The sequence below is a fragment of the Bradyrhizobium sp. GW821-FHT12B03 genome, from assembly GCF_058807535.1.
Window position 1 is genome coordinate 100065 of record NZ_JBXAQU010000008.1, and the last position, 25289, is coordinate 125353.

The 25289-nt window shown below is 65.4% G+C and carries 32 protein-coding genes; 13 read left to right on the forward strand and 19 right to left on the reverse strand.

Annotated elements, in window-relative coordinates:
- Positions 1-80 precede the first annotated feature (80 nt).
- The 6 genes from AC1RUR_RS17510 to AC1RUR_RS17535 form a co-directional block, all read right to left on the reverse strand.
- Positions 81-1034, reverse strand: a complete 954-nt coding sequence (locus tag AC1RUR_RS17510; RefSeq protein ID WP_492846146.1) for a ribose-phosphate pyrophosphokinase — start codon at positions 1032-1034, stop codon at positions 81-83.
- A gap of 194 nt (positions 1035-1228) precedes the next feature.
- On the reverse strand, positions 1229-1843 hold the full coding sequence (locus tag AC1RUR_RS17515) for a hypothetical protein (protein ID WP_492846147.1): 615 nt from the start codon (positions 1841-1843) through the stop codon (positions 1229-1231).
- A 113-nt stretch (positions 1844-1956) separates the two neighbouring features.
- A complete protein-coding gene (pgeF, locus tag AC1RUR_RS17520) occupies positions 1957-2724 on the reverse strand; it encodes a peptidoglycan editing factor PgeF (protein ID WP_492846149.1) in 768 nt (255 codons plus the stop codon).
- Entirely contained in the window at positions 2721-3839 is a 1119-nt protein-coding gene (locus AC1RUR_RS17525) for a class I SAM-dependent methyltransferase (protein WP_492846151.1), read from the reverse strand. Before AC1RUR_RS17525 ends, pgeF begins: the two co-directional genes overlap by 4 nt.
- 21 nt (positions 3840-3860) lie before the next feature.
- Entirely contained in the window at positions 3861-4706 is an 846-nt protein-coding gene (lgt, locus tag AC1RUR_RS17530; RefSeq protein ID WP_492846153.1) for a prolipoprotein diacylglyceryl transferase, read from the reverse strand.
- A gap of 211 nt (positions 4707-4917) precedes the next feature.
- On the reverse strand, positions 4918-5649 hold the full coding sequence (locus AC1RUR_RS17535) for a dienelactone hydrolase family protein (protein WP_492846155.1): 732 nt from the start codon (positions 5647-5649) through the stop codon (positions 4918-4920).
- 156 nt (positions 5650-5805) lie between these two features.
- On the opposite strand from AC1RUR_RS17535, the gene AC1RUR_RS17540 reads away from it, so the two are divergent.
- The 4 genes from AC1RUR_RS17540 to ychF all read left to right on the forward strand — a co-directional run bounded on the left by AC1RUR_RS17540 (position 5806) and on the right by ychF (position 8883).
- Complete coding sequence (locus AC1RUR_RS17540) at positions 5806-6057, forward strand: accessory factor UbiK family protein (RefSeq protein WP_007596812.1); 252 nt, start codon at positions 5806-5808, stop codon at positions 6055-6057.
- A gap of 333 nt (positions 6058-6390) precedes the next feature.
- Complete coding sequence (locus tag AC1RUR_RS17545) at positions 6391-7116, forward strand: 50S ribosomal protein L25/general stress protein Ctc (protein ID WP_492846157.1); 726 nt, start codon at positions 6391-6393, stop codon at positions 7114-7116.
- A gap of 58 nt (positions 7117-7174) precedes the next feature.
- The gene (gene pth, locus AC1RUR_RS17550) at positions 7175-7780 is read left to right on the forward strand and encodes an aminoacyl-tRNA hydrolase (protein WP_492846159.1); all 606 of its coding nucleotides are present in this window, start codon (positions 7175-7177) and stop codon (positions 7778-7780) included.
- A gap of 5 nt (positions 7781-7785) precedes the next feature.
- Positions 7786-8883: a redox-regulated ATPase YchF gene (gene ychF, locus AC1RUR_RS17555; protein WP_492846161.1), complete on the forward strand. Its 1098-nt coding sequence runs from the start codon at positions 7786-7788 to the stop codon at positions 8881-8883.
- A 149-nt stretch (positions 8884-9032) separates the two neighbouring features.
- Here the strand turns inward: ychF and AC1RUR_RS17560 are convergent, their stop codons facing one another.
- Positions 9033-9329: a DUF4282 domain-containing protein gene (locus AC1RUR_RS17560; RefSeq protein WP_008130310.1), complete on the reverse strand. Its 297-nt coding sequence runs from the start codon at positions 9327-9329 to the stop codon at positions 9033-9035.
- A 180-nt stretch (positions 9330-9509) separates the two neighbouring features.
- On the opposite strand from AC1RUR_RS17560, the gene AC1RUR_RS17565 reads away from it, so the two are divergent.
- The 3 genes from AC1RUR_RS17565 (at position 9510) to AC1RUR_RS17575 (ending at position 10787) form a co-directional block, all read left to right on the forward strand.
- Positions 9510-9962 carry a MaoC family dehydratase gene (locus AC1RUR_RS17565; RefSeq protein WP_492846163.1) on the forward strand — a complete coding sequence of 151 codons (453 nt, stop codon included), beginning with the start codon at positions 9510-9512 and terminating at the stop codon, positions 9960-9962.
- Positions 9962-10441: a MaoC family dehydratase gene (locus AC1RUR_RS17570; protein WP_492846165.1), complete on the forward strand. Its 480-nt coding sequence runs from the start codon at positions 9962-9964 to the stop codon at positions 10439-10441. The genes AC1RUR_RS17565 and AC1RUR_RS17570 overlap by 1 nt, the downstream gene beginning before the upstream one ends.
- 199 nt (positions 10442-10640) lie before the next feature.
- Entirely contained in the window at positions 10641-10787 is a 147-nt protein-coding gene (locus AC1RUR_RS17575) for a hypothetical protein (RefSeq protein WP_027545961.1), read from the forward strand.
- A gap of 39 nt (positions 10788-10826) precedes the next feature.
- On the opposite strand, the gene AC1RUR_RS17580 is transcribed toward AC1RUR_RS17575, so the two are convergent.
- The 5 genes from AC1RUR_RS17580 to AC1RUR_RS17600 all read right to left on the reverse strand — a co-directional run bounded on the left by AC1RUR_RS17580 (position 10827) and on the right by AC1RUR_RS17600 (position 14400).
- Positions 10827-10964, reverse strand: coding sequence for a hypothetical protein (locus AC1RUR_RS17580; protein ID WP_018648329.1), 138 nt, complete (start codon positions 10962-10964; stop codon positions 10827-10829).
- A gap of 290 nt (positions 10965-11254) precedes the next feature.
- The gene (locus AC1RUR_RS17585; protein ID WP_492846168.1) at positions 11255-11677 is read right to left on the reverse strand and encodes a hypothetical protein; all 423 of its coding nucleotides are present in this window, start codon (positions 11675-11677) and stop codon (positions 11255-11257) included.
- 264 nt (positions 11678-11941) lie between these two features.
- Positions 11942-12862, reverse strand: coding sequence for a hypothetical protein (locus AC1RUR_RS17590; protein WP_492846170.1), 921 nt, complete (start codon positions 12860-12862; stop codon positions 11942-11944).
- A gap of 266 nt (positions 12863-13128) precedes the next feature.
- Entirely contained in the window at positions 13129-13569 is a 441-nt protein-coding gene (locus AC1RUR_RS17595; protein ID WP_492846172.1) for a nuclear transport factor 2 family protein, read from the reverse strand.
- A gap of 372 nt (positions 13570-13941) precedes the next feature.
- Complete coding sequence (locus AC1RUR_RS17600; RefSeq protein ID WP_492846174.1) at positions 13942-14400, reverse strand: nuclear transport factor 2 family protein; 459 nt, start codon at positions 14398-14400, stop codon at positions 13942-13944.
- A gap of 290 nt (positions 14401-14690) precedes the next feature.
- Between AC1RUR_RS17600 and AC1RUR_RS17605 the strand changes: the two genes are divergently transcribed.
- The 3 genes from AC1RUR_RS17605 (at position 14691) to AC1RUR_RS17615 (ending at position 16053) form a co-directional block, all read left to right on the forward strand.
- The gene (locus tag AC1RUR_RS17605; protein ID WP_492846176.1) at positions 14691-14927 is read left to right on the forward strand and encodes a hypothetical protein; all 237 of its coding nucleotides are present in this window, start codon (positions 14691-14693) and stop codon (positions 14925-14927) included.
- 369 nt (positions 14928-15296) lie between these two features.
- Positions 15297-15683, forward strand: a complete 387-nt coding sequence (locus AC1RUR_RS17610; RefSeq protein ID WP_492846178.1) for a hypothetical protein — start codon at positions 15297-15299, stop codon at positions 15681-15683.
- 7 nt (positions 15684-15690) lie between these two features.
- Positions 15691-16053 carry a hypothetical protein gene (locus AC1RUR_RS17615; RefSeq protein ID WP_492846180.1) on the forward strand — a complete coding sequence of 121 codons (363 nt, stop codon included), beginning with the start codon at positions 15691-15693 and terminating at the stop codon, positions 16051-16053.
- Between the two features lie 81 nt (positions 16054-16134).
- Here AC1RUR_RS17615 and uvrB read toward each other — a convergent pair whose 3' ends face one another.
- The 5 genes from uvrB to AC1RUR_RS17640 all read right to left on the reverse strand — a co-directional run bounded on the left by uvrB (position 16135) and on the right by AC1RUR_RS17640 (position 21300).
- Positions 16135-19098, reverse strand: coding sequence for an excinuclease ABC subunit UvrB (gene uvrB / locus AC1RUR_RS17620; RefSeq protein ID WP_492846182.1), 2964 nt, complete (start codon positions 19096-19098; stop codon positions 16135-16137).
- 122 nt (positions 19099-19220) lie between these two features.
- Positions 19221-19730: a hypothetical protein gene (locus AC1RUR_RS17625; RefSeq protein ID WP_492846184.1), complete on the reverse strand. Its 510-nt coding sequence runs from the start codon at positions 19728-19730 to the stop codon at positions 19221-19223.
- Positions 19731-19767: 37 nt separating this feature from the next.
- Positions 19768-19998, reverse strand: a complete 231-nt coding sequence (locus AC1RUR_RS17630) for a hypothetical protein (RefSeq protein WP_492846186.1) — start codon at positions 19996-19998, stop codon at positions 19768-19770.
- A 25-nt stretch (positions 19999-20023) separates the two neighbouring features.
- Positions 20024-20251: a hypothetical protein gene (locus AC1RUR_RS17635; protein WP_027548436.1), complete on the reverse strand. Its 228-nt coding sequence runs from the start codon at positions 20249-20251 to the stop codon at positions 20024-20026.
- 134 nt (positions 20252-20385) lie between these two features.
- The gene (locus tag AC1RUR_RS17640) at positions 20386-21300 is read right to left on the reverse strand and encodes a LysR substrate-binding domain-containing protein (protein ID WP_492846188.1); all 915 of its coding nucleotides are present in this window, start codon (positions 21298-21300) and stop codon (positions 20386-20388) included.
- A 316-nt stretch (positions 21301-21616) separates the two neighbouring features.
- On the opposite strand from AC1RUR_RS17640, the gene AC1RUR_RS17645 reads away from it, so the two are divergent.
- Both AC1RUR_RS17645 and AC1RUR_RS17650 read left to right on the forward strand, forming a co-directional pair.
- The gene (locus tag AC1RUR_RS17645; protein ID WP_492846190.1) at positions 21617-22396 is read left to right on the forward strand and encodes a TSUP family transporter; all 780 of its coding nucleotides are present in this window, start codon (positions 21617-21619) and stop codon (positions 22394-22396) included.
- A complete protein-coding gene (locus AC1RUR_RS17650) occupies positions 22393-22623 on the forward strand; it encodes a hypothetical protein (protein WP_492846192.1) in 231 nt (76 codons plus the stop codon). Before AC1RUR_RS17645 ends, AC1RUR_RS17650 begins: the two co-directional genes overlap by 4 nt.
- Positions 22624-22655: 32 nt before the next feature.
- Here AC1RUR_RS17650 and AC1RUR_RS17655 read toward each other — a convergent pair whose 3' ends face one another.
- Positions 22656-23261 carry an SCO family protein gene (locus AC1RUR_RS17655; protein ID WP_492846194.1) on the reverse strand — a complete coding sequence of 202 codons (606 nt, stop codon included), beginning with the start codon at positions 23259-23261 and terminating at the stop codon, positions 22656-22658.
- Entirely contained in the window at positions 23261-24376 is a 1116-nt protein-coding gene (locus tag AC1RUR_RS17660; protein ID WP_492846196.1) for an MBL fold metallo-hydrolase, read from the reverse strand. The genes AC1RUR_RS17655 and AC1RUR_RS17660 overlap by 1 nt, the downstream gene beginning before the upstream one ends.
- A gap of 183 nt (positions 24377-24559) precedes the next feature.
- On the opposite strand from AC1RUR_RS17660, the gene AC1RUR_RS17665 reads away from it, so the two are divergent.
- Positions 24560-25255 (forward strand): glutathione S-transferase family protein, encoded by a 696-nt coding sequence (locus AC1RUR_RS17665; RefSeq protein WP_492846198.1) that lies wholly within the window; start codon positions 24560-24562, stop codon positions 25253-25255.
- The last annotated feature ends 34 nt before the right edge of the window (positions 25256-25289 follow it).

Here is a 25289-nt window from a genome sequence, read left to right on the forward strand (position 1 = left end):
CGTCTTCGCGGCAACAAAAAAGGTGGGCACGGCGCTTTGCGCCTTTGCCCACCCTGCGAGACCTTTCGGAATCGAGAAAGCTAGTCGAACAGGCTCGACACCGACTCTTCAGCGGCGGTGCGCGCGATCGCGTCCGAGATCAGGCTGGCGATCGGCAGCGTGCGGATGTTCGGCGCCTTGCTCACCGCTTCCGTCGCCAGGATCGAGTCGGTGATGACGAGCTCTTTCAGCCTCGAGCCGGCGATACGGGCGGCTGCGCCGCCGGAGAGCACGCCGTGGGTGATGTAGGCGTAGACGTCCTTGGCGCCCTTGGCGATCAGCGCGTCGGCCGCATTGACCAGCGTGCCGCCGGAATCGACGATGTCGTCGACCAGGATACAGCTGTAGCCGGAGACGTCGCCGATCACGTTCATGACCTCGGATTCACCCGGACGTTCGCGGCGCTTGTCGACGATCGCGAGCGGGGTGTTGATGCGCTTGGCGAGGCCGCGGGCGCGAGCCACGCCGCCGACGTCGGGCGAAACCACCATCACCTTGCCGAGATCGAAACGTTCGCGGATGTCGCGCACCATCACGGGGGCAGCGAACAAATTGTCGGTCGGGATATCGAAGAAGCCCTGGATCTGGCCGGCATGCAAGTCGAGCGTCATGACGCGGTCGACGCCGGCATGGGTGATCAGATTGGCGACGAGCTTGGCCGAGATCGGCGTGCGCGAGCCGGAGCGGCGGTCCTGCCTGGCATAGCCGAAATAGGGGATCACTGCGGTGATGCGGCGCGCCGAGGAGCGGCGCAGCGCGTCGGTGATGATCAGCAGCTCCATCAGATTGTCGTTCGCCGGAAACGAGGTCGACTGGATGATGAAGGCATCCGAGCCGCGGATGTTCTCCTGGACCTCGACGAAGATCTCCATGTCGGCGAACCGCCGGACCACCGCCTTGGTCAGCGGCATGTCGAGGCCCTGCGCGATGGCCTGTGCGAGAGCCGGATTGGAGTTGCCGGCGACGAGCTTGATGGAGCCGTTCTTGGCCGACATGGACGCTTCCTCCCGCGCTTTGCTGGATAGGACGTTCAACATCTGGGAATACCCACTGGAAGCACGGTTACGACGGGCGAGGAAATATCAGGCCGGGGGCCGCAATGGCAACCCGGGATGCTACGTTTTCCCTTTGAAAATCCTGAGTCGGGCCAACGGTTTGGCTGCAAGTTGAGGCCGTGGTTTAGCGGGGGTTATCGCTCGGCATAGCCCAGCGCCGAGGCCGGCATCTGCGGCGCCGTCGCCTCCGGGGTCACGCTTGCCACCGCGGGTCCGCGCAGGCCGGGAGCCGTGCTCGGCGCATCCGGGGTGCCGTTGATCATGTTGGAAAGTCCGCTGAATCCGGCCTGGGCGATCTTCCGCAGCACGAGGTCGTCGGCGGCGGCCCAGGCATCGCGGCCACCCTTGGCCGAGGTCGGTTCCTCGCCGGAGAGGCGCAGCGCCCGCTGCTGGTTGGCGTCGTAGACGTCCCAGACCCAGGCGATCACGGTCCTGCCGCGCACGATCTGGGCAGAGAGATAACTGCGCACGCGATAGGCAGCCGTCCCTTCGCGGGAGACCACGGACAGGCTGCGCAGCTTGGATTCGCTGTCGAGCACGCCGACCATGCGGTCGAACACCTGAGGCGGCGGCCCGTCGATCGATTCGAAGGCCACCGTCGCCCCGGAGCCGGCGCTCGGCGCCATCGCGTAGGAGTTGGCGGCACCGTTGCCGCCGGCGCAGCCGCCAAGCGCGGTCGCCGCTGCCAGCAGCATGACCGCCAGCACGCGCGAACCCGCGCGGCGCAAGATGGATGACGCGTCCCTCATTATGGAGGGCAGCGATATCGTTAAAATCGATTAAGGTCTAGGGCAGAGGCGACACAAGCCACCGTCATCGCGTCAGGGGATCGCCCCGGAATGAGACGACGTTGCCCCTGTGTTCACGCTTCGAGCGCGATCGCGTGAACGTGGCGGCCGTAATCCGGCTCCTTGCGATGCACCGAGCGACGATAGCTGAAGAAGCGCTCGTCGGCGTAGGTATCGAGGCCGAGATCGTCGATCATCAGGATGCCGGCGGCCTCCAGCCGCGCCCGGATGAAGCCGGCGAGGTCGAACATCGCGTGGCCCTCGCGCACCGACGGGATGAAGAACATCGCGTTGTCCGCATCCGCCGCGATGAAGCGCGCCACGAACTCGTTGCCGACCTCGTAGCTGTCCTGCCGGATCAGCGGGCCGATCGCGGCGATGATGCCGCCGCGGGTGGCGCCGAGCTTCTCCATCGCCGAGATCGTTGCCTCCAGCACGCCGGTCAGCGCGCCCTTCCAGCCGGCATGGGCGCCGCCGATCACGCGCGCATCGGGATCGACGAACAGCACCGGCCCGCAATCGGCGGTGGAGACGCCGAGCGCGATGCCGGGCGTTTTGGTGACCAGCGCGTCGCCCTTCGGCCGCGGCCCGCTCGGCCATGGCGTCTCGGCGACGAGCACGTCGGGCGAGTGGATCTGGTGCAGGCTGAGAAAGCGTTCCGGCGCCACGCCGACATGCTCGGCCATGCGGCGGCGGTTTTCCGCGACGAGGGCCTGGTCGTCGTTGGAGCCGAGCCCGCCGTTCAGCGCCGAATAGATGCCGCCGGAGACGCCGCCCTTGCGGGTGAAGAAGGCATGGCGCAGGCCGGGTACCGCCGAGAGCAGCGATGAAGCAAGCGTCATGAACCCTCTCCAGTCCGTTCGAGATCGCTGAGGCCGGCGAGGCCTGACAGCCGCGGCTCGGAGATGCCGAGCACCTTGAACATCGCGCCCATGCCGCTGCGTCCGGTGTCGGTCAGGCGCTTGAGCGCGATCGAAATGTCGGTGGCGACCTCAGGCGTCGCCTTCTGCATCAGGGCGGCCGCGCGGGTGTCGATGCCGACGCGCTTGAGGAAATCGCCCTGGGTCACCGGGCCGTGCACGCGCGCGCCGACGTCCTCGGCCGCCCGCGCCAGCGCCTGGAAATCGACATGGGCGGTGACGTCGGCCTGGCCCGGGGCCTTGAGGGGATCGGTGAAGGTGTGGCGCGCGATGGCCTGGAAGGTGTCGCCGGCATCGCTGCGCAAATGGCCGTAATCGATGATCAGCGCGGCGCCGTCCTGGTCGCGGACGCGGGTGGCGAGCTTCATGATCTCCCCGTCCGGCCGCCATTCGAACACCGCACCGACCGGTGCGGCCCGCACCAAGGGCGGCAGCAGCACGTCGAAGCGCGGCGTCGGTTCGGGAGCCGCGCCGAACTGAAGCTTGCCGTTGGGATCGATCTCGATCACGCGCTCGTGCCAGCCGTTCTCGCGCTTCACCATCTGGTGGATCGGCAGCACGTCGAAATATTCGTTGGCGAGGATGATGCTCGGACCATCAGGCACGTCGTCGATGCTGTCGTGCCAGGCGATGTTGCGCACGCCCGACAGCGTCGCACTCTGCCGTTCGCGCAGGACGGGATTGACCTCGACCAGATGGATATGAAGCGCCTGGTAGAGCGGCGGCAGCACGCGGAGCGCGCGTAGCGCATCCGCCATCATGGTGCCGCGGCCGGGGCCGAGCTCGATCAGCCGCAGGAATTGCGGCGAGCCCATCTGCTTCCACACCGAGGCGGTCCACAGGCCCAAGAGCTCGCCGAACATCTGGCTGACCTCGGGCGCGGTGGTGAAGTCGCCCTCGCGCCCGAGCGGATCGCGCGAGACGTAGTAGCCGTAGCGCGGGTGCATCAGGCACAGTTCCATGTATCGCCAGACCGGCATGGGGCCTGAGGATTTGATCAGCGCCTTGATCTCGTTGAGTAGCGGCTGGTCGGTCACGACGTGCTTTCTCGAAATGAATTAACTGACAGCCCCGATCGGCTTCGGCGCACCGCGCCTGATTGCCAATACAATAAGTATGCCGCCTACAATAAGCATCGGGATCGACAACAGCATGCCCATGGTTAATCCGCCCCAGAGGAAGCCGAGCTGGGCGTCGGGTTCGCGGAAATGCTCGCCGGCGATCCGGGTCAGACCATAGATCAGGATGAAGGCGCCGAGGATCATGCCGGGTCGCTTCAGGGCGCCGAAGCGGATCATGATCGCAAGCACCGTGAACAGCAGGATGCCCTCCATGCCGGCCTCGTAGAGCTGGCTCGGATGGCGTGGGAGCTGGGTCGGGTCGTTGGGGAAGATCATCGCCCAGGGCAGGCTCGCATCGGTGGCGCGGCCCCACAATTCGCCATTGATGAAATTGGCAATGCGCCCGAGCAGCAGCCCGACCGGTGCGACCGCGGTGGTGATGTCGCCGAGCGACAGGATCGGGATGCTATTGCGGTAGGCAAACCACATCACCGCGACGACACAGCCGAGGAAGCCGCCATGGAACGACATGCCGCCTTCCCACAATTTGAAGATCGCGGCGGGATGATCGATGAAGAAGGGCAGGTTGTAGAACAGCACGTAGCCGGTGCGGCCGCCGAGGATGATGCCGAGCGTGACCCACAGGATGAAATCGTCGATCTGCACCAGCGACATCGGCGCAGGCCCGCCCCACAGGCGCTCTTTCTTCAGGAGCGAACGGGCATAGAGCCAGCCGAACACGATGCCGCAGATATAGGCCAGCGCGTACCAGCGGATCGCGAACGGACCGATCTCGATGGCGATCGGCTTGAAGGCGGGAAAGTCGATGAGCAGAAAGGGCATCACGCCTTGTTTCTAGAGTTCGATGGGCAAGCTGCGGCCCCGACGGAGCTGCGCTCCCTCTCCCGCTTGCGGGGGAGGGCTGGGGAGGGGGTGTCTCCGCAATCGAGATAATCTCCGTGTGGAGAGAACCCCCACCCGGCGCTTCGCGCCGACCTCCCCCGCAAGCGGGAGAGGTGCACCGGGTTCGCGGATAGGCCGATCATACTGCTGCTCACACGAGATTGCGGCGATAGAGCGCCAGCAGGCGCTCCCAATGCCGCTCGGCGGCGTCGCGGTCATAGACCGGGCGCTTGGGGAAGGCGAAGCCGTGATGCGTGCCGGGGTAGATCTCGACCTCGGCCTTGGCGCCGCTCATGCCCTGCTTGATCTTCTCGATGATCTCGGCGGGCGCGTAGATGTCGGTCTCGGCGCAGGCGAAATAGAGCTCGGCCTTGGTCTTGGCTGCCGCAAGATGCGGGCTGTCGTCCTGGTCGGTCGCAAGCTGCGTGCCGTAGATCGAGGCGGCGGCCTTGACGCGGTCGGGGAAATGCGTGGCGGCGTTGACGGCATAACGGCCGCTCATGCAGTAGCCGACGGTGCCGACGATCTTCGTGTTCGCGGCGGCCTGGCCTTCGGCATAAGTGAGCAGCGCCTTGGTGTCGTCCATGATCATGGGGATCGTGAGCGAGCCCATCAGTGCGAACATGCGCTTGCGCTCGGGCGCGTTCGGGTCGGCCGGCAATGCACCGAGCTCCATCACGCCGGAGCGGTAATAGAGGTTGGGCAGCATCACGTAATAGCCTGATGTCGCGAGCCGGCGCGCCATGTCGCGCAGCTCTTCGCGGATTGCGGGTGCGTCCATGTAGAACAGGATGACCGGAAACGGCCCGCCACGTTCGGGATGGCTGATGAAGGTTGCGGTGTGGCCGTCCTTGGTGGGAATCGCGATCTGCTGGTCGATCATCTCGTGCGCCTTGTGATTCTTCTTATGCCGGGACGTTGAATACGATTGCAAGGAAACCGGGGCATGACAAGGATACCGCCGCTTCGCCCTTGAACCGGCCCAATCGGATTGCCATTGTCTGCCCGAGAGTTCGCGCAAAGTTTATCGGAGGCCGACATGACCCAGACCAACAACCGGTTTTTCGACGAGATCGGCCGCCTGATGAACGACGCCGCCGGTGCCGCCCAGGGCGTCAAGCGCGAGTTCGACACGGTGATGCGCACCCAGGCCGAAAAATTCCTGCGCGACATGGACCTGGTCAAGCGCGAGGAGTTCGAGGCCGTCAAGGACATGGCCCGACTCGCTCGCGAGGAGAACGAGGCCCTGAAGGCGCGCATCGCGGCGCTGGAGGCCAAGCTCGGCGGGTAGGACTGCTTACCCTCCCCTGGAGGGGGAGGGTCGGCGCGGAGCGCCGGGGTGGGGTGATCTCTCCACTCGGGCACCGCCTCATTGGAGAGACTGTCACCCCACCCCGCTGCGCATTCCGCTTCGCTGCTTGCGCATCGACCCTCCCCCTCCAGGGGAGGGTAAGAACCGGGGTGGGAACCCCACCCGGGCAGCCCATTCTCCTTGTCATTTCCGCGTCTTCCGGGTAAAAGCCCGCCACGTTCGTGGCCCCCGCACCCCTGGAGGCTTGCTGCGAACTATGCCATGGGCCGCGTTGCGGCCCATTAACTTTTGCAAAAACAAGGACTTAACGACATGGCGACGACCGTCAAGGAATTGAAGGCGACCGCACGTCCGAAGAGCGGCAAGGGGGCCGCCCGGGCTGAGCGTCGCGCCGGGAGAGTGCCCGGAGTGATCTATGGCAACAACCAGCCCCCCGTCACGATCTCGATTGCAGATCGCGAACTGCGTCAGCGCATCCTGGCCGGCCGGTTCCTGACCACGCTGGTCGACATCGACCTCGAGGGCAAGAAGCACCGCGTGATTCCGCGCGACTACCACCTCGATCCGGTCAAGGACTTCCCGATCCATGTCGACTTCATGCGGCTCGGCGAAGGCGCCACCATCCGCATCAGCGTTCCCTTGCACGTCGTCAAGTCGGAAGCCTCTCCGGGCGTGAAGCGCGGCGGCACCGTCAACATCGTCGCCCACGCGATCGAGCTCGAATGTGGCGTCGAGAGCATTCCGCAGTTCATCGAGGCCGACGTCGGCGCGCTGGAAATCGGTCACTCGCTCCATCTGTCTGACGTCAAGCTTCCGGCTGGCGTCAAGGCGCTGACCCGCGAGGACGCGACCCTCGTCACCATCGTGCCGCCGTCCGGCTACGCCGAAGAGCAGAAGGCCGCTGCTGCGGCTGCTGCTGGTGGCGCGGCTCCGGCTGCGGGCGCTGCTGCTCCGGCGGCTGGTGCGGCTCCGGCTGCCGGTGCGGCTGCACCTGCTGCGGCTGCCAAGGCTCCCGCCGGCGGCGACAAGAAGAAGTAATCTCTCAAAGCTGGCGCGCGGTCTCTGATCGCGCGCCGAGCGAGGGGCGCGCCGCGTCATGCGACTCTTTGTTGGGCTCGGCAATCCCGGCGCGAAATACGCACGTAACCGGCACAATATCGGCTTCATGGCCGTTGACGAGATCGCGCGGCGTCATGGTTTCTCGCCATGGCGCCGCAGGTTTCAGGGCGAGACCTCGGAAGGCACGCTCGGCACGGAGCGCGTGATCCTGCTCAAGCCGACGACCTACATGAACGATTCCGGCCGCAGCGTTCAGGAGGCGGCAGGCTTCTTCAAGATCGCGCCGGGCGACGTCACCGTGTTCCACGACGAGCTCGAGCTGCCGCCGGGCAAGGTGCGGGTGAAGATCGGCGGCGGCATCGCCGGCCACAACGGTCTGCGCTCGATCTCGGCGCATATCGGCAACGACTACCGCCGTGTCAGGCTCGGCATCGGCCATCCCGGCGTCAAGGAACTGGTGCACGGCCACGTGCTGTCGGACTTCGCCAAGGCCGACAACGACTGGGTGGCGACGCTCTGCGATGCCGTGGCCGAGCACGCCGCGCTGATCGCCAAAGGCACGGACGCGACCTTCGCCAACAGGGTGCATCTCGCCATGCAGGCGAAGGGGTTTTTGACCAAGGACGACAACGGCAAGGAATAACGCTCGTGGGATTCAAATGCGGGATCGTCGGATTGCCCAATGTCGGCAAGTCGACCTTGTTCAATGCGCTGACCGAGACGGCGGCGGCGCAGGCCGCGAACTATCCGTTCTGCACCATCGAGCCGAATGTCGGCGAGGTCGCCGTGCCGGATCCGCGGCTCGACAAGCTTGCGGCGATCGCCAAGTCCGGGCAGATCATCCCGACCCGGCTGACCTTCGTCGATATCGCCGGCCTCGTGCGCGGCGCCTCCAAGGGTGAGGGCCTTGGCAACCAGTTCCTCGCCAACATCCGCGAAGTCGACGCCATCGCGCACGTCGTGCGCTGCTTTGAAGATTCCGACATCACCCATGTCGAGGGCAAGATCGCTCCGCTCGCCGACATCGAGACCATCGAGACCGAGCTGATGCTCGCCGACCTCGACAGCCTGGAGAAGCGCGTCGACAACCTCACCAAGAAGGCCAAGGGCAACGACAAGGACGCCAAGGAGCAGCTCGACCTCGTCAACCGCACCCTGGTGCTGCTGCGCGAGGGCAAGCCCGCACGTCTCGTCGAGCGCAAGGCGGAGGAGGAGCGCGCGTTCGGGATGCTCGGCCTGCTGTCGTCCAAGCCCGTGCTCTATGTCTGCAACGTCGAGGAAGGCTCGGCCGCGACAGGCAATGCGTTCTCCAAGGCGGTGCAGGAGCAGGCTGCCAAGGAGGGCGCCGTCGCCGTCGTCATCTCCGCCAAGATCGAATCCGAGATCGCGACCATTTCGCGTGAAGAACGCGCCGACTTCCTGGAGACGCTGGGTCTCGAAGAGGCCGGCCTCGACCGCCTGATCCGCGCCGGCTACACGCTGCTCGACCTCATCACCTATTTCACGGTGGGCCCGAAGGAAGCGCGCGCCTGGACCATCTATCGCGGCACCAAGGCGCCGGGCGCGGCCGGCGTGATCCACACCGATTTCGAGAAAGGCTTCATCCGCGCCGAGACCATCGCATACGACGACTACGTTGCGCTCGGCGGCGAAGCCGGCGCCCGCGATGCCGGCAAGCTCCGCCTCGAAGGCAAGGAATACGTCGTCGCCGACGGCGACGTGATGCACTTCCGGTTCAATACGTAAGATCTCGACGGATACGTAGGGTGGGTTAGCCCTGCAGATGATGCGCGAAGCGCATCTGCAGGGCGTAACCCGCCATGCTTCCGCGTTTGCCGAACGAAGTTGGTGGGTTACGCCTTCGGCTAACCCACCCTACGGCACCTCTGCCGGCCTCACCGCATCCCGCCGCCCTGGTCCCGGATGGCGCCGAGATGCTCGTTGATGCGGAAGATGATCAGGATCAGTTCCGCGACGATGCGCGAGAATACGATGCCGACCACCACGCTGGCGATCGAGGACAGCAGCACCAGGAAGCCGCCGAACGGGCTGATCGCCATCGCAGCTAAGCCGGAGAAGATGCCGGAGAGGCCGAACAGGCAGATCAGCGCGATCACCAGCCAGTAGAAGGTCTTGATGATCGTCGGCGTGATGAAGCGGTCCCACTGAAACAGGTCGCTGAATGAAAACATTGCTCTCCCCAGGCAAATCGGGACTTCGAACCGGGCCTCGGTAAGTGGATCTCGGCCCCCGGTTGATCCGACTCAAGACCAAAGCCGCCGCGCCCTATGTAGCACGAGCCATGCGGAGCGGCGGGTTGAGATTGCCGCAAAGTGCGGCCACAATCTGTCATTTCCTCCAGCAATCCCAAGATGACCCTGACCTTCGAAGACTTCCCGCCCGGCCGGTTCGGAACGTTCGGCCCGCGCCATGTCACCCGCGACGAGATCCTGGCCTTCGCCGCCGAGTTCGATCCGCAACCGATGCACCTGGACGAGGACGCCGCCAGCAAGAGCATGCTGCGCGGCCTGTCCGGATCGGGCTGGCACCTCTGCTCGCTGATGATGCGCATGATGGCCGACGGTTTCATCACCCGCGCCGCCTCACTGGGATCTCCCGGCGTCGACGAGGTGCGCTGGCTTTCGCCGCTCAGGCCCGGTGACGATCTCATGCTCGATGTCGACGTGCTGGAGGCGCGCGCTTCGAAGAGCCGCCCGGAGCTTGGCATCGTCAAGTTCAAATGCACCGTGCGCAACGCGGCGGGGCAGGCGCTCGCCGAGATGACCTCGCCGATCCTGATCAAGCGGCGCGAGGGGGCGGTCTGATGCGGTTCTTCGAAGACATCGCGATCGGACAGCGCCGCGAGATCGGCGCCTACATTTTCACGGCGGAGTCGATCAAGACCTTCGCCGCCAAGTTTGATCCGCAGCGCTTCCACCTCGACGAGGAGGAGGGCAAGAATTCGCTGTTCGGCGGGCTCGCGGCCTCGGGCTGGCATGTCGGCTCGGCCTGCATGAGCCTGCTTGTCGCGGACGGCCAGCGCCTGGCGCGAGAGGCCGCAGCGCGCGGCGAGGAGGTCGCGGTGTGGGGTCCGTCACCGGGCTTTCGCGACCTGCGCTGGATCCGGCCGGTGCTCGCCGGCGACACCGTCTCCTACGTCAATGTCGTCATCGACAAGCGCACCTCCGCCTCGCGCCCCGGCTGGGGCATTCTGACGGCCCGCACCACCGGCACCAACCAGCGCGGCGAGGAGGTCTATGCCATCACCGCCTCCGCCTTCGTGCCGATGCGCAAGAGCGGTTAGATCAGCTCCAAGATGAACGGCTGAAAAGAGCGCGCGAGTGTTGCCCGCGCGCTATGGACGCGATTCCGCGCGGCTGCCATAAGCCTGCGCAACATGGTTATCCGCAAAGCAGTTGGCGGAACCATCGAGTTGCTAACTAATTATGAACCTGTCGCTGTCTAATTGAAACGAATTGGGCAGAGTTCAGGGGACGAGGACCATGGCAGACCGCGGCGCACTCAAGTTTGTCGGATTCATCTTTGCGACCGCGACGCTGGCCGTGATGCTGGTCGCCGGCATGGTGGTGAAGGGCTATGCCGATGGCGCCTACACCCTGGAAGCCTCGACCGTGGAAGCCGCCCGGTAAGAGTTCGTTAACTTTTCGGGGCCGGCGTCCGGCCTCCGCTCAGCGGCTATAGACGAACGCCAGCACCGCGATCGCAACCGCCAGCAATCCGACAAAGCGCAGCATGATCGTGCCGAACTGGTTCGGCGCGGGTCGCAGCGGTATCGGGTCCGTGGTGTCGGGCCGAATGCTTTCCATCTGAAATGTCCCCAGCCCTGCCGTGGCGGCACGGGCGCTTGGCGTTAGTCGCGGGGGAGGGGTGGAGGGTTCAAAAGCGCACTCTCGTGTCCCGGACGCGCTGCAGCGTGCAACGCTGCTGCGCAGAGCCGGGACCCATCGCGCGGCGCGTTCCGGATGGGCATGGGCCCCGGCTCTGCGGCGCGTCACTGCGTGCCGCACCGCGTCCGGGGCACGAGAGCGCATCCCAGAATCAAAACCGCCGCGCCCCTTTCGGGACGCGGCGGCCGAGTGATGCGTGGTACCAGCGATCAGCTGTTGCGCAGGCCGTCGGCGGCGCGCTTCCACTGCGCGACGTTGTCGGCGATCATGCGGGTCGACTTCATCGCGGCCTGGCTGAGCTGGGCGTAGCCGGAGATCTCGCGCTGGACGCGCTGGCCTTCGGCATGGAGCAGGTCGCGCAGGCTCTCGAGCTCGGAGATCAAATTCTCGATCTCGGCGAGCGAGGTGCCGGCGACGCGCTGGATCAGCGAGTTGACGTTGGTGACGGTGGCTTCCGCGCTCGGATCGAGCGGCGATGCGTCGGTCGTGGTCGCCGCCGGCCGGCGCAGATAGGCGATGTCGTTGCGGACGAAGTCACGGATGCCGGCTTCGACCTCGGTGACTGCGGCAAGGTTGCTGTCGACGGTCTCGGTCTCGGCGGCTTCGATCTTTTCCGGACGAATGGCGTTCATCGTTGTTCCCCTGTTCGCGTTGAGCGCAGCGCGAGTGTCCCCCGCACGACGACGTCTGTAAGGCGTTCGCATCAGGGCTTCGGATTTTGACCGTAACTGGGCCGAGATGCGGCAAGGGCGGACCATTCGGGGGTTTTGCCGTGGCGTATGGTTACGAGAGTCTGAACGCTGCGACGCGCCAAAGTGAATGCGCGGCGCGGGCGGTGTTCGGAATATGCTTTCGCAAATTCCGGCCTCTCCCCGCACGCGGGGAGAGGCGAAAGACTACCAGCTCTTCTTGAATCCCGCCGTCAGGCTTTTGTTGACGGTGCCTTGCGAGGTCTCGCCGACCGAGCCGGAGACGGTGACGTTGTCGAACAGCTTTTGCTCGGCGCCGAACTTGCGCAGCCATTTGTCGTCGGTGGTCGACAGCGTCTGGCCGGCGGTGATGCTGGTGCCGGTGTCGGTGAGGGTGACCTTGGCGGACTGGTCGGTCTCGTAGTTGCGCGTGACGTGCCCGCCGATGCCGGGGACGGCGGTCGTGCCCTGCTGGTTGACGCTGTAGCCGTTCTGGAGCGTCAGCGACGTGTCGCCCGACAGCGGCACCGATTTGGTCAGCGACGCCCCGAGCTTGCTCTGATCGGCGCCGGGATCGACGCGGGCTTCGACCGCGGTCTTGTCCCAGATCACCCCCGCGCCCGGCGCGGTCGCGGCCGCCCAGGCGCTGCCGGAGGATTGCGGCAGGCTGCCGCCATTGGCGGCTTTCTGCGCCAGCAGCTCGGACATCGTCCGCGGCTCGCTCGTGACCGTCATGTCGGCGCCGATGCGGGCGTCCCAGAACGAGGAGACCGACTGCTTCACCGTCACCGCCGAGGAGCCGTTGGCATTGGCGTTGGACGACCAGTTCATCCCGTCATTGGCCGCGGCCTGCGCGCGTTTCTTGGCGGCGATGAGGTCGTTGAGCGTACCGGCGTCGATCGCGAGCTGGCTCCAGTCGAGCTTGTCGACGTCGATGCCCTTCATCACGTCGGGGTCGTTGACGTCAGCGGCTTCCGCCGTCTCCGTCTCGTCGTCGTCGGGCGCTGCGCCCGGCCCGGGGGAGAAGGGCGGAAGGATCTGCGCCGAGACCGTCAGCACCGAGCCCAGAATGAACGCCGCCGCCAGCACCGGCAGCCTGGTCCAGCCAAAACCTGTCGAGAATTCCATCGTTCTGCCCGCGAACCCCAGCGCATTTCTCCGCCAATATAGGGCGGCCGTCCGCAAACACCATGCGCCATTCCGCGCGAAGGATGCTGATCTATCGTTGCGAAATTGTGGCAACCCGCGGGGACGCGAACCAACGGGCCGCGCGAGAAGCGCGCGCCCGATGACGAGCTTCCTTGCGACGGCATCCGGCGGGGCTGGAGGCCAGGACGTGTCGCGAGGAGCATCAGTCGATCGGTCCCGAAAAGCGGGGCCCGTTGGTGTCTCCTTCAGCCGACGCTGGTCATCTTCGGTAGATGAATGGCGCGGCCGAGTGCCTGCTCGACCAGGTCGAACGTGTCGATCAGCACGCGCATGCTGATCAGCTTGCCCGCCCTGAACTGGGCGAACTGCGCGACCCGCAAGCTGATTGGCTTGTTGGAATCCAGCGCCGTCAGCGAATAGCGCAGCATCGAGGCGGCGGAATCGACGCCCAGCATGATGCTCTCGCGGTCGAAGCGGCGAACCCTAAAATTGTCGGCGAGCTGGCGGATGACGTCGAGCACGGCGTCCTTGCCCTGGCGCGCGCCGAGGAACGGAAACATGTCGATCGGGCCGTAGAGCGCCCACTCGACGTCCTCGTCGATCAGGGCCTCGATGTCCTCGAAATGCCGGTCGTTGATCGCGCGGTGCAATGCGCGCGAGAAACGCCAGAGGCTGTGCTCTGTCATTTTGGGCAGGTCCTGACGCTGGCTTGCAGAAAAAACGGAAAACGACCCCATGCACGGCAATGTGCTCCGGGGGCGTCTCAACTCATTTGTATACAAACAAAATACAGAATTTCGGCCAAAACGCAATTCACGTTTTCGCAATGAACGATTGACTGCGCTTTGTGAGATTTACAATAGAACCCCGTAATCTCCCGGTCCTGTCTCGAGGGTACGGGCGCTGGTTCCCGCATTTTCGGCGTCGTCCTGGCGAAGGCCAGGACCCATAACCACCGAGCCCTGCAATGGGCAGGCTGGTGGTTGGCAGGTGCCGCCACACCGGCAGCCGGGATAATGGGTCCTGGCTTCGCCAGGACGACGTCGCGAAGAGGGCGGTCAAACCTGCCCTTCGTCCACCGGCGCCCCCGTGATCAGCGGCCCGATCTCGCGCTCCAGCACCTGCTGCACCAGGTCGTAGGAATCGATGATCTCGCGGATCTCGGCCACCAGCCCGCCGCGGAAGGTGTAGAATACCGCCATGTCGAACTGCACGACGCGGCCGTTGCCGCGCTTCCTGAAATAGCTCTGCATGTAGGTCGCGATCGCGTCGCCCTCGGCGACGATGTGCGTCGCCTTGTAACGGACCTCCGAATAGCGCGACCAGACCGTCTGCCAGAGCGCACGCAATTCGGCCTTGCCGTGGCGCGGCACCATGTGCGGCAACACGTCGATCGGCGCGTGGGTGAGGAAGTCGACGTCGTCGGTGCAGCACGACAGCGCGGCCTCGATGTCGCCGCGCGCGAAGGCGTCGAGCAGATGCAGCACGCGTTGCTTGTTCAGCGATTCAACACTCATGCTGCTCCCGCCTTCGTTGGCTGCGGATGGCAAACGCTATCGTGCGGTGTGCGGATCCATCAATCCGCAAAAACACAGGCTCGTTGCAGCTTACGCGCGAGCACGACACCTCGTTCATGAGATGCAATCGAGGATTGTGTTTATGCCCGCATGCAAGAATTCGAGCGGCATTCGCGTCGCGATGACGCTGCGCGCCTATCGGCAGGCGCGCCTTGCCGTGTTTGGCGCAGGGAACCCGGAGCTATCAGCGCTCGTTGATATCAAGCCATCGCATCCGGAGACATCGACCCATGAAATCCCCGCTTCTCGCCTTCACTGCTGTCCTCCTCATGTGTGGTGTGACCACCGCCGCCAACGCCAAGGGTTGCATCAAGGGCGCCGTCGTCGGCGGCGTCGCCGGCCACTATGCCGGCCATCACGGCTTGTTAGGGGCCGCCGCCGGTTGCCTCTACGGCCGGCATCACGCCAAGGAACAGGAAAAGCAGCAGCAACAGCAGAGCCAGGTGAACGGGCAGGGCAAGCTGTAATCCAGCAAGCCGTAATCCGGTCGGTCCGAGCGCCATATGATGTGCACGATGCCGCGGCAATCGGCACTCGGCTCCCTCTCCCGCTTGCGGGGGAGGGCTGGGGTGGGGGTGTCTCCGCCTTGGGATTGTTGACGAGCGGACGGTGTCCCTGCGTGGCGAAAGCCCTCACCCGCCGCGCTCTGCGAGCGCGTCGGCCTCTCCCGCAAGCGGGAGAGGCGAAGCAAACTCGCTCGCAATCGTCGTGAATTCCATATGCGATGGCCCTGCCCCCGCGGGGTGGAGAGGTGACCAGCCACCGCGTGACCCATCTCACATCCCCGCTCCGGCATCACACCTATCGTCATCCCCATGTCATCAGGGAGACGTGCCATGGCCGCCACGATCGCCGCGAGAAAGTCCCGCCTCCGCAACGCGTTCGAAGGCCTCGCGCTGACCGCGACCCTGCAGAGCTTCCCGACCTTCGCCGCCGCCGCGATGCTGCTCAAGCTCGTCGGCAACCACGACCTCGTCGGCGACCCCGGCGTCGCCATCTTCGTCGCCATCGCCTCGCTCGCCCACGCGCTGCTGGCTGTGGCCTTCGGGCCGAGCTTCCCCGCCGTCTTCAAGACCGTCTACGAACCAAAGTTCTTCGAGGCCCATCTGTCGCTCACTGAGAAGATCACCGCATGGCGCACCCAGCCGGTCGCCTCGCTCCAGCTCGTGACCATCGTGCTGCTGCTGTCGGTGATGGCGGTGGTGACGGCCAGCGTGGGGTGAGAACATCATGCCCTTCGTCACCGCGTCGAAACCCGCGCCCCTCAACTGGCTCGAAGGTTTTGCGCTGACCACAGTCCTTCAAGGCTTCCCGATCTTCGCCGCGGCGTCCCTGATGGTGAAGCTGCTGAGCGACTCCCCCGGAAGCAGCCACGTGCTCACCATCACGCTGGCGTCGATCTTCTACGCCATCTTCGTCGTCTCGCTCGGGTCGGCATTTCCGAGACTCAAGAGCGGCTACGAAGCCCAGTTCTTCGACGCGAACCTGCCCCTCTCCGAAAAGATCGCCCGCTGGCGCGCCAAGCCGGCGACGTCGCTGCAACTCATGGCGTCCGTGCTGCTGCTGTCACTGCTGGCGACGATTGCGGGGTGAGGGCTCTCGTCATTCCGGGGCGCCGCAAAGCGGCGAGCCCGGAATCCATAGCCACGTAAGGCGCGGACCATATTCCGTCGTCTATCTCTTCTTCCACCCCCCGCGATGCCCCGGCGTGCCGCCGCTGGAGCGTGGGGTTGGCCCGAACTCCGGTCCCGACTGCCTTGAATCCGTCGGCTGGATGATCCGGCTCGTGCTGCCGAACGGTTTTGCCGGCAGCGTCGGTTTCTCGCGGTAGGGCAGCGACTCCGGCCCGTGCATCTCGTCGAGATACGGCTTGTGGACTTTTGAGCCGCTGCCGCCGCCGCTGGCCTTCAGCGCCGAGCTCACGGTCTTTTTCTTCATGGCGCTGACCGGCAGGTTGGCCGCGTCGCCGTATTTCTTGCTGCCGGCATAGGCGCCGGCCTTGCCCTGCACGGTGCGCTGCTTGGCGGTGGGGTCGTCGACCACGGCGAGCTCGGTGGCGCGCAGGCGCTTGACTTCGTCGCGCAGGCGGGCGGCTTCCTCGAAGTTCAGATCGGCGGCGGCTTCGCGCATCCTTGTTTCGAGGTCGGCCAGCACGGCTTCGAAATTGTGGCCGATCGAGATGACGTCGTCAGTCATGTCGTGGCCGCCGACCTCGACCAGCACGTGGTCGCGCTCGTAGACCGAGTTGAGGATGTCGCCGATCTGCTTCTTCACGCTCTCCGGCGTGATGCCGTTGGCGGTGTTGTATTCGACCTGCTTCTCGCGGCGGCGGTTGGTCTCGGCGATGGCGCGCTCCATCGAGCCCGTCATCTGGTCGGCATAGAGGATCACCTTGCCGTCGACGTTGCGCGCGGCGCGGCCGATGGTCTGAATCAAGGATGTCTCGCTGCGCAGAAAGCCTTCCTTGTCGGCATCGAGAATCGCGACCAGCGCGCATTCGGGAATGTCGAGGCCTTCGCGCAACAGGTTGATGCCGACCAGCGCGTCGAACGCGCCGAGCCGCAAATCCCGGATGATCTCGATGCGCTCGATGGTGTCGATGTCGCTGTGCATGTATCGGACACGAATGCCCTGCTCGTGCAGATATTCGGTGAGGTCCTCCGCCATGCGCTTGGTCAGCACCGTGATCAGCGAGCGATAGCCGGCTTGGGCTGTGGCGCGGACTTCGCCGACGAGATCGTCGACCTGGGTCCGGGCGGGGCGGATGTCGACGGGAGGATCAATAAGTCCAGTCGGACGAATGACCTGCTCGACGAACACGCCGCCGCTCTCGTTCAGCTCCCAGCCGCTCGGCGTCGCCGACACCGCGATGGTCTGCGGCCGCATCATGTCCCATTCCTCGAAGCGGAGCGGGCGGTTGTCCATGCAGGAGGGCAGGCGGAAGCCGTATTCGGCCAGCGTCGCCTTGCGGCGGAAGTCGCCTTTGAACATGGCGCCGATCTGGGGGACGGTGACGTGGCTCTCGTCGGCGAACACCAGCGCGTTGTCCGGGACGTATTCGAACAGCGTCGGCGGCGGCTCGCCGGGCAGGCGCCCGGTGAGATAGCGCGAATAGTTCTCGATGCCGGCGCAGCTCCCCGTGGCCTCCATCATCTCGAGATCGAAGGTGGTGCGCTGCTCCAGCCGCTGCGCCTCCAGCAGGCGCCCCTGGTTGTGGAGCTGGTCGAGCCGCATCTTCAGTTCGGATTTGATCGACTTGATCGCCTGCACCAGCGTCGGGCGCGGCGTCACATAGTGCGAGTTGGCGTACATCTTGATGAATTCGAGCTCGTCCTGCTTGTGGCCGGTGAGCGGGTCGAATTCCTCGATGGTCTCGATGGTGTCGCCGAACAGGTTCACACGCCAGGCGCGGTCTTCATAGTGCGCCGGGAAGATGTCGATGACGTCGCCGCGCACGCGAAACGTGCCGCGGGTAAAATCGGCCTGGGTGCGCTTGTACTGGAGCGCGACGAGATCGGCGATCAGCTGGCGCTGGTCGATGCGCTCGCCCTTCTTCAGCGCGAACGTCATCGCGGTGTAGGTCTCGACCGAGCCGATACCGTAGATGCAGGACACCGAGGCGACGATGATGACGTCGTCGCGTTCGAGCAGCGCGCGCGTCGCCGAATGGCGCATGCGGTCGATCTGCTCGTTGATCGAGGAATCCTTCTCGATATAGGTGTCGGTGCGCGGAACGTAGGCTTCCGGCTGGTAGTAGTCGTAATACGAGACGAAGTACTCGACCGCGTTGTCGGGGAAGAAGTTCTTGAACTCGCCGTAGAGCTGGGCGGCGAGCGTCTTGTTCGGCGCCAGGATGATCGCCGGGCGCTGCGTCGCCTCGATCACCTTGGCCATGGTGTAGGTCTTGCCGCTTCCGGTGACGCCGAGCAGCACCTGGCTGCGGTCGTTACGCTGGATGCCTTCGACCAGCTCGGCGATCGCGGCCGGCTGGTCGCCGCGCGGTTCGTAGTGCGACTTGATCTCGAAGCGCACGCCGCCTTCGGACTTTTCCGGACGCGGTGGCCGGTGCGGCGTCCATATCTTGGTGGAGCCGTCGTCCTTGCGGAACTCGGGACGGCCCTCGCGGATCAGCGACTCCAGCGCGTCTGCCGTGGCCTTGACGCCCAGCGCCTCCATCTTGTTGCGCGGCGGCCGCGCCAGCGCCTCGGCGTCGTCCTCCTCGGTGGGAAAACCGAGCTGCCGCGCCAGTTCCGGATCGAGCGTCGGGATCGTGGCCGCGGTGCCGTAATTGGCCTGCGGGGCCTCCTCCAGTCCGCCCCCATCCTTTCCCTCCCCCGCACGCGGGGGAGGGTTGGGAGGGGGAGGAAAGTCCTTCGGCGTCGAGGCGCGCGCGCGGTGCGCGGCGGCCTCGCCCCCGGCGCGGCGGTCGCGTGAATTGTCTGGCGGCGGCTGCAGGCCGGTGCCCGATCCAAGCCCGGCATCGCCGCGGTTGATGGCGGGATTGAGCAGCTCGGCCAGCGCCGGCCCGATCGGCTGCACATCGGGGCGTGACGCGCGAGAATTTGGCGCCTTCGAGTTCGGGGCCTTGGTCTTGGGGGATTTGCCGGGTTTTTCGGAGGATGCAGGTTTCTTCGCCATGAGGCGAATATGGGACGAGTCCGCCGCTCAGAAAAGAGCGAAGGTACGTCCGCGTTCAGGCTGCTGACAGCAGGTTGGCAGCAGGTTCGCGGATCCCGCCGCAATCGGTCCAGCGCATGGCTCTATGCCGTCACGCCTATCTTTTGCGAGATCAGTTTCGCTGCGCCTGACCAGGAGGTGAAGTCGACGCCGAATTGCAGGGTCTTCATGTGAAGGTCGTCGCGGCACACCCTGATATGCTCGGCGTTCTCCGTGATGAAGAGCGTCTGGCGCAGGGTGCCGTGGACCTTGGCCCGCTTGAGGGCGGTCTTGAACACCTCGGCGGCGGGCTTGAGCTTTCCGGCGTGGGTCGACAGCGTCACGCGTTCGTCGACCGGCTCGAAGAAGCCCCTCAGATGGGTCTTGTCCAGCACCTGGAGGTAGTCGGCGAACGCCGCCGCGATGGCCTCCGGGGTACGTGGTTCCGGCATCGTGTAGTCGGAGACCAGGCACATCACCAGCGGCTTGTGGTCGGCCATCTTCAGGGTCTTGAGCACGCCAAGTGCCTTCTCGACGCCGGGATACGGCGCTTGAGGCGTCCTGTGGGTGTCGATCAGCGTGTCGCCGAGGTCAAGCAGCAGAGCCTTGATCATGGTCGCACCTCGCCTGCGCCCCGTATGTGCCCCCGCCTTACGCCGCCGCCGGCGGTCCCTCGTCGTCCCCGGCCGGCTGGCGCGGCTTGAGGATGTCGAGATGGATGCCGCCGCAATCGGTGCAGCGCATGGTCCAGTACTCGCTTCCGGCGCGGCCGCCGATCACGCGGAGCACCGTGAGATCGCCGTCGCATTCCGGACAATTCGACAGGACGGTGCGGGTGTAGATCCGAGGCCGCACTGCATCGTCGAATTCGATGATTGACATGACCGGTTCCCCCTGTCCCTGCCGATTATTCGTCGTCGCTGTCGTCCGCCCGGCGGCGGAAGCGATCGATGTGGTGCTTGGCATCGGCGATCGCGGCGTCGCGGTCCGGCCAGGCGAAGCCGACTTCCATGGCCGGAAACAGCACGCCGTCGATGGCAACCGGGCTGAAATCGGCGCGCCGGATGCGGGCGTGCCACAGTCCCTTGCCAGCTTCGAAGGATTCGATGTCAAAGCCGTCGTAGATGGTCGTCATTGGTAGTCCCCGGAGTGTCTAGGTCGAGTCTCTGCTCGAGCGTCTTGTTGGAGGGTTAGGGGACCACGTTTCCGGCTTTTCGGATGTGAAGCCGTTCACAAGCTGCCGGGTTTTTCACCCAACCGGGTGATGGGTCAGCTCCGTCCGGCGGCGCGTCCGGACCGCCGCGGACGGGCAGCGGGTTCCGCCGCCGCGCGCATGATCCAGCGGCGGAACGCGGCAAAGTCGCGCTGCTCGGTCTGGAAGCTGCGATAGAGCAGATACCAGCGCATCCCCTTGGGAACCGAGAGGTCGAACGGCGCCACCAGGCGTCCGGCGGCGAGATCGTCGTCGATATAGGGGCGGATACCCATGGCGATGCCGAGCCCGTCGGCGGCGGCCTGGAGCGCCTGGCCGTAGAACTGGAACTCGGGACCACGCGGATTGATGCGGGGCAGGTTCGCGGCCTTCAGCCAGATCGGCCAGTCCTCCGGCGAGTGCTCGACGCGGATCAGGCTCGGGCCCTTGAGGTCTGCCGGCCGTTTCAACGACGTCGCAAGGCGAGGCACGCAGACCGGCGTGAGATCGCCGGCGAACAGCGGCTCGGCGACGAGGCCGGGCCAGTCGCCGGTGCCGAGCTTGATGCCGCAGCTCCAGTCCTCGCCGAACGGCACCGACGCGCCGCCGGTGGTGAAGCGCACCTCGATGTCGGGCTCCTCGCTGCGGAACTCCGACAGCCGCGGGATCAGCCAGCGCATCGCAAAGGTGTGGCCGACGCCGATCGTGAGCACGCGGACGCTGGAAGGCGCCGTCACCTGCGCGGTGAGGCTGGCCAGTGCATCGAAGATCGGCGTCAGCCCGCTCTGATAGGCGCGGCCGGCCTGCGTCAGCACGAGCTTGTTGGCCTTGCGCTCGAACAGCGCGAGGCCGAGCCGCTCTTCGAGCAGATGCACCATGCGGCTGACGGCGGCCGCCGACACGTTGAGCTCGGCGCCCGCCGCCGCAAAGCTGCCGGTCCGCGCCGCCGCCTCGAATGCCTTGATGCCGTTGAGGAAGAGCAGCCGCCGCAAATACGTGGACCCTCAGGAAAACTGATGCCAGGCCAAGATAACTCAGTTTGCGCGAGGGGAGCAAGCGAGGCAGAAATATCGGCGTAATTTACGCTGATTTGTCGAAGCGAGGACGGTGCCGTTCGCCTCTCCCGGCGTGCGGGGAGAGGCCGGAATCCTAGCAAAGCTTGGACTCCGGGTGAGGGGGCTCTCCGCGAGTCCAACTGCCGCCGTCCCCGTAGAGACTCCCCCTGACCCCACCCTCTCCCCGCAAGCGGGGCGAGGGAGTGATGCAGCCTTCGTCCCTTACGTTGAGCCACCACAGGAGAATTCTGACGTGACGCCCATCATGATCGCTGCCCTCGGATTGCTGATGGTCGCCACCGCGTTCCTGTCGGGGCTGTTCGGCATGGCGGGCGGGCTGATCCTGATCGGCGTGCTGCTGGCCTTGATGCCGCTGCCGACCGCGATGGTGCTGCATGCGATCACGCAGATGGCCTCGAACGGCTGGCGCGCGTTCCTGTGGCGGACGCATATCCGCTGGCGGCCGGTCGCGAACTACATGGTCGGCGCTGCGGTCGCGCTGGCAGCCTGGTCGCTCACGCGCTACGTGCCGGACAAGCCGGTCGCGCTGCTGCTGCTCGGCATCACGCCGTTCATGGCGTGGCTGCTGCCGTCCAACATCAAGCCGGATCCCGATCGTCTCTGGCAGGGCACGGTCTATGGCACGATCTGCATGGGCCTGATGCTGATGACCGGCGTCTCCGGCCCGCTGCTCGACACCTTCTTCCTCGGCGGCGAGTTCGGCCGGCGCGAGAAAGTGGCGACGAAAGCGATGTGCCAGCTCGTCAGCCATTTCACCAAGCTGGTCTATTTCGGCGGCATCATCGACCAGGCGGCCACCCTCGATCCCGTGCTCGCGGCCGTCGCGATCCTCGCCTCGATGCTCGGCACCACGCTGGCGCGGCGCATCCTCGAGGCGATGACGGATCAGCAATTCGTGGCCTGGTCGATGAAGCTGATCACCGCCATCGCCTGCTACTACATCGCCTATGGCAGCTGGCTGCTGGTCCGCACACCCGTGCTGGCGGCCTTCGACAAGGGAGGTTTGCAATGAGCGGTAACGCCGATCCGCTGGTGCTGGACTTCGTCGAATGGGTCGCGCGCGAGCCGCGCGCCTATGCCGAGGTGATTTCGACCTGGAAGACCTCGTGCCCGCGCCTCACCATCTGGGAGGACGCCGCCGACCGCGGCTACGTCACGCGCGAGACGGTCGCCGGCCTCGGACTGGTCATCGCGGTGACGGAAGGCGGCAAGCAGTTGTTGCGCACCAACGGGCGGTGAGCACGTCGCTTTCGACGGCTCTGGCCGCAGTCCTACCGCGAAGGCGCGGCAAGCCGTGGCCGGATGATCTCGACGATGCGCTCGGCCGAGGTGCCCGGTGGAAAGAAGCCGAGATATTTTCCGTCGCGGTCCATGAGATAGATGAAGGAGGTGTGGTCGACCGTGTAGTCGCCGGCCTCCTTGCCGATCGGCACCTTGGCAAAATAGACCTTGTAGGCCTCTGCCGCTGTCCCGATCGCGTCGAGGCTGCCGGTCAGCCCCAGCAGCCGCGGATGAAACAGCGGCGCATATTCGGCAAGATGTTCGGCCGTATCGCGTTCGGGGTCGAGCGTGATGAAGACCGGCTGGACCGCGTCGGCTTCCGGCCCCAGTTGCTCGAGCGCCTGGCCAATCGCCATCAAATCGGTCGGACAGACGTCGGGGCAGTAGGTGAAGCCGAAATAGACCAGCATCAGGCGTCCGCGGAAGTCGCGGTCGCTGCGCGGCTTGCCGGTCTGGTCGATCAGCTCGAACGGTCCGCCGACCGGCTCCCGATTCCACATCAGGATGTCCATGGTCTCGGCGGCCGAGCGCGCCTGCGCTGCTCCCGCGCAGGCGAGCGCCAGCATCACGTACAGCCAGGCACTGGCGCGTCGCATCACAGCCCGAAGGTGAGGCGGCTGCCCGTCGTCGTCACCACCACCTTGCCCTCCATCTGAGCATTGGCTTCCTGTGCGAAGTTGAGCCCGCTGCAATGCATGGGCACGACGACGTCAGGATTGAGCGCCTTGATCTCGCTCACGACCTGCGTGAGGTAATCCTTGGGCGCCGGGCCGAGATGGAAGCCGCCGACGATGGCGTGCACCTTCTGGATGCCCGACACCTCCTGCGCCTGCTTCACCGAATTGACGATGCCGACATGGCCGCAGGACGAGATCACGACGAGGCCGAGATCGCGCACATTGAAACAGGTGGCGTGCTCGTGGATGTGCTCGTCCGGCACGATCTTGCCCTCCATCTCCGCGGGCAGGTAGTGGCCGACATTGCAGCCCAGCCCATCCTTGATGCCGAACTCGACCAGCGTGTTCGGCAGCACGCGTTCACTGCTACGACGCGTGATCTTGCCGGTGGTGAAGGCATGGTCCGCAATCACGGTCGGCGTTTCGCACAGCACGGTCGTCACTTTCTGCGCCGCGAGCTGGCGGCGGTCGAGCGTGCCGAAATCGGCGAATTGCCCCTGCGTCGGCGTCGGGCTGACGCGGTGGCAGAAATTATCCTCGCCGCCCGCGTAGAGCTTGACGTCGGCCGGCAGCTTGTCGCGGAACTTGTCGAGGAAGCCGTTCAGGCCGCCGAAATGATCGTAATGGCCGTGGCTCACGATCAGCGCGTTGAGCTTGGCCGGATCGACGCCGATCAGCGCCATGTTGTTGAGCAGCACCTCGGGCGTGTAACCGTAGTCGAGCATCAGCGTGCGCTGGTTGCCGCCGCCTTCGGATTCCAGCCAGAGCGACAGGCCCCATTCATTGTGCAGCGATTTGCGGAAATCGCCGCCGCGCGCAGCCGGTGCGATCGAGACACCGTTGATTTGCTTGGGGCGGAAGAACAGATCGAAGCTCGAATCCACCAGCACGCGGATCGAAAGCTTGTCGACGGTCGGAACGGCGATCGGTGCGGCGCTCGCGATCTCGACGCAGGTGAAGGCGTTGGCGGCCGCGGCTCCGGCGAGTGCCGCCGAGCCCAGAAGAAATTCGCGCCGTGGAATGGTCCTGGTCATTGCAATGCCTCCCGTTGCTTGAAATGCCCGAGCTTAGGTCCAATCCGGGGCCGGCTCAATAAGTGGCGGGCAAATCCGGCGCGGGCGAGACCGGTCATACCCCGGCACCGGCGGTAAGATGGCTTCTTGTGCTCGTCGCCATGACGGCTACTCTGTTCGCCAATCGCAGCTATTGGACCAGTCATGTCACTCAAACTGTTCGAACTCGTCGGCACCGACGCTTCGCGCCCCTTCAGCCCGTATTGCTGGCGCACGCGCATGGCGCTGGCGCACAAGGGACTGTCGGCGGAATCGCTGCCCTGGCGCTTCACCGAGAAAAGCGCGATCGCCCCGCACGGCTCGGAGCGGGTTCCGGTGTTGTTGCATCACGACAAGCCCGTCGTCGATTCCTGGGTGATCGCCAACTATCTCGAAGATGCATTTCCCGATCGCCCGTCGCTGTTCGGCGGCGAGGGCGGCCGCGCCATGGCGCGCATGATCAATGCGTGGGGCGATATCGCCATCGTCGGCGGTCTCTCTCCGCTGATCATCGCCGACATCCCGAACAATCTCGCCGAGGTCGATGCCGCCTATTTCCGAAAGTCGCGCGAGGCGCGGTTCGGCAGGAAACTTGAAGAGGTCCAGGCGAGCCGCGACACCGGCATCGTGGCGTTCCGCAAATCGCTGGAGATCATGCGGCAGACGTTCAAGACGCAGCCGTTTCTCGGCGGGCAGGTACCGAACTATGCCGATTACGTCGTGTTCGGTGGCTTCCAGTGGGCGCGCGTGGTGAGCCCGTTCAAGCTGCTGGAGAGCGATGATCCGGTTTATGCGTGGCGCGAGAAGCTGCTCGACGCGTTCGACGGCATGGCGCGGACATCGCCGGGACATGCGGTGTAACGAACGGGAACGGAATGCAATGACATTGTGACGT